Below are 6,871 nucleotides of genomic sequence, written 5' to 3' on the forward strand. Positions count from 1 at the left end.
TCAGATTTTTCCTTTTCTCGCTGCCGTTACTGGCGGAAGGGGAAGTTGAAGGCCTTGAGCAATGCCCTGGCTTCGTCGTCCGTCTTCGCAGTCGTACAAACGATGACGTCCATGCCCCAGATCTGATCAACCTTGTCGTAGTTGATCTCCGGGAACACGATGTGTTCCTTGATGCCCATGGCATAGTTGCCACGGCCATCGAAGCTCTTCGGATTGAGCCCGCGGAAGTCGCGGACGCGCGGCAGCGCGATGTTCACGAGGCGGTCGAGGAACTCGTACATGCGTTCCTTGCGCAGCGTGACCTTGGCGCCGATCGGCATCTTTTCGCGGACCTTGAAGCCGGCGATCGAGTTGCGGGCGTGCGTGACGACGGCCTTCTGGCCGGCGATCAGCGCAAGATCTTCCGCCGCGATCGAAGGCTTCTTCGAATCGCCGGTCGCTTCGCCGACGCCCATGTTCAGCACGATCTTGTCGATGCGCGGAACCTGCATCTCGTTTTCGTAGCCGAACTGCTCCTGCAGCGCCTTGCGGATGGTCTCGTTGTAGACCTGCTTGAGGCGCGGCGTGTTCTGGGCAGTCGCCTGCTTGGTTTGAGCCTTAGCCATTGATGACTTCTCCCGAGCGCTTGGCGACGCGCACCTTCTTGCCATCCTTCTGGAAGATGAAACCGACGCGGGTCGGCTTGCCATCCTTGGGGTCGGCCAGCGCGATGTTCGACAGCTGGATCGGCGCTTCCTTGGTGATGATCCCGCCCTCTTGGGACTGGGACTGCTTCTGGTGACGACGGATCATGTTGACACCGCGCACCAGCGCGGTGTCTTCCTTCGGCTGTACCGAGAGGACTTCGCCCGAACGGCCCTTGTCCTTGCCGGCCAGCACGACGACCTTGTCGCCTTTTCTAATCTTCTGCATTGGTCCGGCTCCTTACAGCACTTCAGGCGCGAGCGAGATGATCTTCATGTGGTTCTTGGCGCGGAGTTCGCGCGGAACCGGTCCGAAGATACGCGTGCCGATCGGCTCTTTCTTGTTGTCGACGAGAACGGCTGCGTTCTTGTCGAAACGGATCACGCTGCCGTCCGGGCGGCGGATGTCCTTGGCCGTGCGAACCACGACCGCCTTCATCACATCGCCCTTCTTGACGCGGCCGCGCGGGATGGCTTCCTTGATCGACACCACGATGATGTCGCCCACGGAAGCGTATTTCCGCTTCGAGCCGCCCAGCACCTTGATGCACATGACACGACGGGCGCCGGAATTATCCGCGACGTCGAGGTTTGTTTGCATCTGAATCATGACTGGCCGCCTTCTTCTCTTCTAACGGGACGGGTTCTTCACCCTTCCCCGGTCTGTCCAAAATTCGTTTTGTTTGCCCTGATCAGGCCTGGTCCGAAGACACGACGGTCCAGCGCTTGTCCTTGGAAATCGGCTTCGATTCCTGGATGAACACCTGATCGCCGACCTTGTGGGCGTTGTTCTCGTCGTGCGCCTTGTACTTCTTGGTCATGCGCACGGTCTTCTTCATCACGGGATGCGTGAAGCGCCGTTCGACCTTGACGACAACCGTCTTCTCGTTTTTGTCGCTGACGACGGTGCCCTGCAGAATGCGCTTTGGCATGGTTTTCGTCCTTAAGCCTTCTTGGCCGCGGACTTTTCCGCAGCGATGGTCTTGATACGCGCAATGTCCTTGCGGACCTGCCTCACGCGCGCGGTCTTCTCGAGCTGGCCGGTGGCCTTCTGGAAGCGCAGGTTGAACTGCTCCTTCTTCAGGCTGGCCAGGTCGTCGGTCAGCTGGTCCTGGGTCTTGGTCCGGATGTCTTCGGCTTTCATGATCAGCCCGTCCTTATTCTGCGATGCGCTGTACGAAGCGCGTCCTGACCGAGAGCTTGGCCGCGCCGAGACGCAGCGCCTCACGGGCGGTTTCCTCATTGACGCCGTCGATCTCGAACATGATGCGGCCGGGCTTGACGCGCGCCGCCCAGTAATCGACCGCGCCCTTGCCCTTGCCCATGCGGACTTCGGTCGGCTTCGACGTCACCGGCACGTCCGGGAAGATACGGATCCAGACGCGGCCGGCGCGCTTCATCTCGCGGGTGATCGCGCGGCGGGCCGCCTCGATCTCGCGCGCGGTGACGCGGTTCGGCTCAAGCGCCTTCAGCCCGAAACCGCCGAAATCCAGATTGGTGCCACCCTTGGCGGCACCATGGATACGGCCCTTGAACTGCTTGCGGAACTTTGTGCGCTTTGGCTGCAGCATCGTTCTAACTCCAAATTCTCAACTGTCTCAGGCGTTTTCGCGACGGCGACCGCGTTCGCGCTCACCACCACCGCCATGCGCATGATCGCCCTCAGTCGCGCGGCGCTCCGAAGCCATCGGGTCGTGCTCGAGGATTTCGCCCTTGAACACCCAGACCTTGACGCCGCAGATGCCGTAGGCGGTGTGTGCTTCGGCCGTGCCGTAGTCGACGTCGGCGCGCAGCGTATGCAGCGGCACGCGACCTTCGCGGTACCATTCCATACGCGCGATCTCGGCGCCGCCGAGACGGCCGGCACAGTTGATGCGGATGCCTTCGGCACCGAGGCGCATCGCAGACTGCACGGCGCGCTTCATGGCGCGGCGGAACGCGATGCGGCGCTCGAGCTGCTGGGCGATCGACTGGGCGACCAGCGTGGCGTCGATCTCGGGCTTACGCACTTCGACGATGTTCAAATGCGTCTCGGACTTCGTCATCTCCATCAGCTTCTTGCGAAGCTTCTCGATGTCGGCGCCCTTCTTGCCGATGATCAGGCCCGGACGCGCCGCATGGATGGTGACGCGGCACTTCTTATGCGGACGCTCGATCACGACCTTCGAAATCGCGGCCTGCTTGAGTTCCTTCTCAAGATACTTGCGGATCTTGATGTCCTCATGCAGCAGCTTGCCGTACTCGCCGGTGTTGGCGAACCAGCGCGAATCCCAGGTGCGGTTGATGCCGAGACGCAGACCGATCGGATTGATTTTCTGGCCCATTATGCGGCCTCCACTTTTTCTTCGACTTCACGAACGACGATCGTGAGGTGCGAGAACGGCTTCTCGATACGGCTGGCGCGGCCACGGCCACGGGCATGGAACCGCTTCATGACGATCGACTTGCCGACATAGGCTTCCGCCACGATCAGCGCATCGACGTCGAGGTCGTGGTTGTTTTCCGCGTTGGCGATCGCCGATTCCAGCGTCTTCTTGACCGTGCCGGAAATCCGCTTGGCCGAGAATTCGAGATCGGAAAGCGCTGTCGCGACCTTCTTGCCGCGGATCAGCGCGGCAACCAGGTTCAGCTTCTGCGGGCTGATACGGATCGTGCGCAACACGGCGCGCGCTTCGTTATCAGCAAGCCTGCGCGGAGCTTTGGCCTTGCCCATGATTATTTCCTCTTCGCCTTCTTATCCGCGCCATGACCGTAATAGGTCCGGGTCGGAGCGAATTCACCGAACTTGTGGCCGACCATGTCCTCGTTCACCGAAACGGGAACGTGCTTCTGGCCGTTGTAGACACCGAAGGTGAAGCCGACGAACTGCGGCAGGATGGTGGAGCGACGGCTCCACATCTTGATCACCTCATTGCGACCACCTTCACGAACCTTGTCCACCTTCTTGAGAAGGTAGCCGTCGATGAAGGGGCCTTTCCAAATCGAACGAGTCACTTGGCGTTACCTCTTCTTAGCTCTTGCGCTGATGGCGCGAGCGCAGGATGAACTTGTCGGTCGCCTTGTTGGACCGCGTCTTCTTGCCCTTGGTCGGCTTGCCCCAAGGCGAAACCGGATGGCGGCCACCCGAGGTGCGGCCTTCGCCGCCGCCATGCGGATGGTCAACCGGGTTCATGGTCACGCCGCGGTTGTGCGGACGTTTTCCCCGCCACACCGTGCGGCCTGCCTTGCCGTCATTGATGTTGCCGTGGTCCGGGTTGGACACGGCGCCGACAGTGGCCATGCACGAGCCGTGGACGACACGCTGCTCACCCGAATTCAGGCGCAGGATCGCCATGCCCTGGTCACGGCCGACGAGCTGGGCATAACCGCCAGCCGAACGGGCAACCTGGGCGCCCTTGCCCGGCTTCAGCTCGATGTTGTGGACGATCGTGCCGACCGGCATCGAGGCCAGCGGCATCGCATTGCCCGGCTTCACGTCGACCGCTTCGCCGGCCACGATCTTGTCGCCGGCAGCAAGGCGCTGCGGAGCGATGATGTAGGACAGCTCGCCGTCGTCATACTTGATCAGCGCGATGAAGGCGCTGCGGTTCGGATCGTATTCGATACGCTCGACCGTGCCGACAATATCGAACTTGCGGCGCTTGAAGTCGATGATGCGGTACGTACGCTTGTGACCGCCGCCGATGAAGCGGGCCGTGATGCGGCCGTAATTGTTGCGGCCGCCCGACTTGGTCAGGCCTTCGGTCAGGCCCTTGACGGGCTTGCCCTTGTAGAGGCCCGAGCGATCGACGATGACCAGCTGGCGGGTGCTCGGCGTTATCGGGTTGAATTTTTTCAGTGCCATGTTTGTTGTCCTCGCGGTCTTGTTCAGAGACCCGTCGCGACGTCGATCGACTGGCCGTCAGCCAGCGTCACGATCGCCTTCTTGACGTCGCTCTGGCGGCCGATTGTGCCGCGGAAGCGCTTGATCTTGCCCTTGCGGACAAGCGTGTTCACGGCCATCACCTTGACGCCGAACAGCGCTTCGACGGCAGCCTTGATTTCCGGCTTCGACGCCTTCTTGGCGACGTTGAAGACGACCTGGTTCTGCTCGGAAGCCATGGTCGACTTTTCGGTGATCGCCGGCGAGACGATCACGTCGTAGTGACGAAGGTCGGTCATTTGAAGCGCTCCTCGAGAGCCTCGACGGCGGCCTTCGAAAGGACCAGCGTGCCGCGGCGCAGAATGTCGTAGACGTTGATGCCCTGGATGGGCAGCACGTCGATGTTCGGGATGTTCGTCGCCGCGAGCTTGAAGTTCTTGTCGAGCTCGGCGCCGCCGATCAGCAGGGCGTTGGACAGGCCCAGCGTCGCGAAATTCGCGATCAGCGCCTTGGTCTTGGCCTCGGTCAGCATCAGCTCGTCGATGATGATGAGCGACGCGCTCTTGGCCTTGGCCGACAGAGCGTGCTTGAGGCCCAGCGCACGCACCTTCTTCGGCAGGTCGTGCTCGTGGCTGCGGACGACCGGGCCGTGGGCCTTGCCGCCGCCGCGGAACTGCGGAGCGCGTGCCGAATGGTGACGGGCGCGGCCCGTACCCTTCTGCTTGTACATCTTGGCGCCGGTGCGGGCGATCTCGGCGCGACCCTTGGTCTTGTGCGTGCCTTGCTGCTTCTTGGCAAGCTGCCAGCGCACGACGCGCTGCAGGATGTCCTCGCGCGGATCAAGGCCGAAAATCTCCTCGGAGAGTTTCACCTTGCCGGCGTCCTTGCCGCCAAGCGTTGTGATCTTGATGTCCATTATTCCGCTCCCTCTGTGGCCGGGGCATCTACTGTGGCCGGGGCATCGTTCTTGGCGCCATCACTGGTTGCAATGACGCGGATTGCGGCGGGCTTCGGCGCATTGGCCGGCAGCGCAACCTTGGCCGCGTCGCGGACTAGGATCCAGGCGCCCTTCGAACCGGGAACCGCGCCGCGGATCAGGATCAAACCGCGATCGGCGTCGGTCGAGACGACCTCGACATTCTGCGTGGTGACGCGGGTGTCACCCATGTGGCCGGCCATATGCTTGCCCTTGAACACCTTGCCCGGGTCCTGGCGCTGGCCGGTCGAGCCGTGGGTACGGTGCGAGACCGAGTTGCCGTGGGTCGCGCGGCCACCGCCCATGTGGTGCCGCTTGATAACGCCCTGGAAACCCTTGCCGATCGTGGTTCCCGTCACATCGACCTTCTGGCCGGCGACGAAATGATCGACGGTGATCTCGGCGCCGACATCGATCATGTTGTCGGCGGAGACACGGAATTCGGCAACCTTGGCCTTCGGCTCGACGGAAGCGGTCGCGAAATGGCCGCGCATCGCCTTCGACGTATTCTTCACCTTGGCAAGGCCAACGCCGAGCTGGACGGCGGTATAGCCGTTCTTCTCTTGCGTGCGCTGCGCCACGACCTGGCAGTTCTCCATCTGGAGAACAGTGACGGGAACATGTTCCCCGGCATCGTTGTAGATGCGGGTCATTCCCACCTTCTTTGCAATCACACCTGAACGCATCGGTTCAATTCCTTTAGAGTTCCCTGTCGGGGCTGTCGCCCCTCCACGCCTCTTGTTCCGTCAGAGTTCCGGGTCGCCCCGCCCCTCTGGTTCCTTAGAGCTTGATCTCGACGTCGACACCGGCGGCAAGATCGAGCTTCATCAAAGCGTCGACCGTCTGCGGGGTCGGATCGACGATGTCGAGGAGACGCTTGTGCGTGCGCATCTCGAACTGCTCGCGGCTCTTCTTGTCGACGTGAGGCGACCGGTTGACCGTGAACTTTTCGATCCGCGTCGGCAGCGGAATGGGGCCGCGGACGTTGGCGCCGGTGCGCTTGGCCGTCGACACGATTTCCCGCGTCGAGGCGTCAAGCACCCGGTGATCGAACGCCTTCAGGCGGATGCGGATATTCTGTCCGTTCATGCGTCACTTCCTTGTTCTGGCGCGGCGCGGGCAGCGCCCGCGACAGATCGGTTTAAGTCCAAATTACTCTTTGATGGTGACGACGATGCCGGCACCAACGGTGCGGCCGCCTTCACGGATGGCGAAGCGCAGCTTCTCTTCCATGGCGATCGGCACGATCAGTTCGACATCGACGGTGATGTTGTCGCCCGGCATCACCATCTCGGTGCCTTCCGGCAGCGACACGATGCCGGTCACGTCGGTCGTGCGGAAATAGAACTG

15 protein-coding genes are annotated in these 6,871 nt (G+C 62.0%); all 15 read right to left on the reverse strand.

Annotation, left to right across the window (positions count from 1 at the left end; all coding sequences use genetic code 11):
* Nucleotides 1–26: 26 nt before the first annotated feature.
* On the reverse strand, nucleotides 27–605 hold the full coding sequence (gene rplE, locus BQ8482_RS33770) for a 50S ribosomal protein L5 (RefSeq protein ID WP_023799287.1): 579 nt from the start codon (nucleotides 603–605) through the stop codon (nucleotides 27–29).
* The gene (gene rplX / locus BQ8482_RS33775) at nucleotides 598–912 is read right to left on the reverse strand and encodes a 50S ribosomal protein L24 (RefSeq protein WP_013531428.1); all 315 of its coding nucleotides are present in this window, start codon (nucleotides 910–912) and stop codon (nucleotides 598–600) included. Before rplX ends, rplE begins: the two co-directional genes overlap by 8 nt.
* Before the next feature lie 12 nt (nucleotides 913–924).
* The gene (rplN, locus tag BQ8482_RS33780; RefSeq protein ID WP_006205457.1) at nucleotides 925–1,293 is read right to left on the reverse strand and encodes a 50S ribosomal protein L14; all 369 of its coding nucleotides are present in this window, start codon (nucleotides 1,291–1,293) and stop codon (nucleotides 925–927) included.
* 82 nt (nucleotides 1,294–1,375) lie between these two features.
* The gene (rpsQ, locus tag BQ8482_RS33785) at nucleotides 1,376–1,615 is read right to left on the reverse strand and encodes a 30S ribosomal protein S17 (protein ID WP_023799288.1); all 240 of its coding nucleotides are present in this window, start codon (nucleotides 1,613–1,615) and stop codon (nucleotides 1,376–1,378) included.
* Between the two features lie 11 nt (nucleotides 1,616–1,626).
* Nucleotides 1,627–1,827, reverse strand: coding sequence for a 50S ribosomal protein L29 (rpmC, locus tag BQ8482_RS33790; RefSeq protein ID WP_006205459.1), 201 nt, complete (start codon nucleotides 1,825–1,827; stop codon nucleotides 1,627–1,629).
* A gap of 13 nt (nucleotides 1,828–1,840) precedes the next feature.
* Nucleotides 1,841–2,254 carry a 50S ribosomal protein L16 gene (gene rplP, locus BQ8482_RS33795; RefSeq protein ID WP_023799290.1) on the reverse strand — a complete coding sequence of 138 codons (414 nt, stop codon included), beginning with the start codon at nucleotides 2,252–2,254 and terminating at the stop codon, nucleotides 1,841–1,843.
* A 27-nt stretch (nucleotides 2,255–2,281) separates the two neighbouring features.
* Nucleotides 2,282–3,007 (reverse strand): 30S ribosomal protein S3, encoded by a 726-nt coding sequence (rpsC, locus tag BQ8482_RS33800; RefSeq protein WP_077377560.1) that lies wholly within the window; start codon nucleotides 3,005–3,007, stop codon nucleotides 2,282–2,284.
* Entirely contained in the window at nucleotides 3,007–3,396 is a 390-nt protein-coding gene (rplV, locus tag BQ8482_RS33805; RefSeq protein WP_023799292.1) for a 50S ribosomal protein L22, read from the reverse strand. Before rplV ends, rpsC begins: the two co-directional genes overlap by 1 nt.
* A gap of 2 nt (nucleotides 3,397–3,398) precedes the next feature.
* Nucleotides 3,399–3,677 carry a 30S ribosomal protein S19 gene (gene rpsS, locus BQ8482_RS33810; protein WP_006205463.1) on the reverse strand — a complete coding sequence of 93 codons (279 nt, stop codon included), beginning with the start codon at nucleotides 3,675–3,677 and terminating at the stop codon, nucleotides 3,399–3,401.
* 16 nt (nucleotides 3,678–3,693) lie between these two features.
* Nucleotides 3,694–4,527, reverse strand: coding sequence for a 50S ribosomal protein L2 (gene rplB / locus BQ8482_RS33815; RefSeq protein ID WP_029352208.1), 834 nt, complete (start codon nucleotides 4,525–4,527; stop codon nucleotides 3,694–3,696).
* 23 nt (nucleotides 4,528–4,550) lie between these two features.
* Entirely contained in the window at nucleotides 4,551–4,844 is a 294-nt protein-coding gene (locus tag BQ8482_RS33820) for a 50S ribosomal protein L23 (protein WP_010909275.1), read from the reverse strand.
* On the reverse strand, nucleotides 4,841–5,461 hold the full coding sequence (gene rplD / locus BQ8482_RS33825; RefSeq protein ID WP_123151506.1) for a 50S ribosomal protein L4: 621 nt from the start codon (nucleotides 5,459–5,461) through the stop codon (nucleotides 4,841–4,843). Before rplD ends, BQ8482_RS33820 begins: the two co-directional genes overlap by 4 nt.
* Nucleotides 5,461–6,207 carry a 50S ribosomal protein L3 gene (rplC, locus tag BQ8482_RS33830; RefSeq protein WP_095494915.1) on the reverse strand — a complete coding sequence of 249 codons (747 nt, stop codon included), beginning with the start codon at nucleotides 6,205–6,207 and terminating at the stop codon, nucleotides 5,461–5,463. The genes rplD and rplC overlap by 1 nt, the downstream gene beginning before the upstream one ends.
* A 94-nt stretch (nucleotides 6,208–6,301) precedes the next feature.
* Entirely contained in the window at nucleotides 6,302–6,610 is a 309-nt protein-coding gene (gene rpsJ / locus BQ8482_RS33835; RefSeq protein WP_006205468.1) for a 30S ribosomal protein S10, read from the reverse strand.
* A 63-nt stretch (nucleotides 6,611–6,673) separates the two neighbouring features.
* Nucleotides 6,674–6,871: EF-Tu C-terminal domain-related protein (locus BQ8482_RS33840; protein ID WP_483237940.1), on the reverse strand; the 198-nt coding region annotated here is incomplete at its 5' end.

Origin of the sequence: Mesorhizobium delmotii (genome assembly GCF_900149755.1) — a bacterium.
Lineage (GTDB): Bacteria > Pseudomonadota > Alphaproteobacteria > Rhizobiales > Rhizobiaceae > Mesorhizobium > Mesorhizobium delmotii.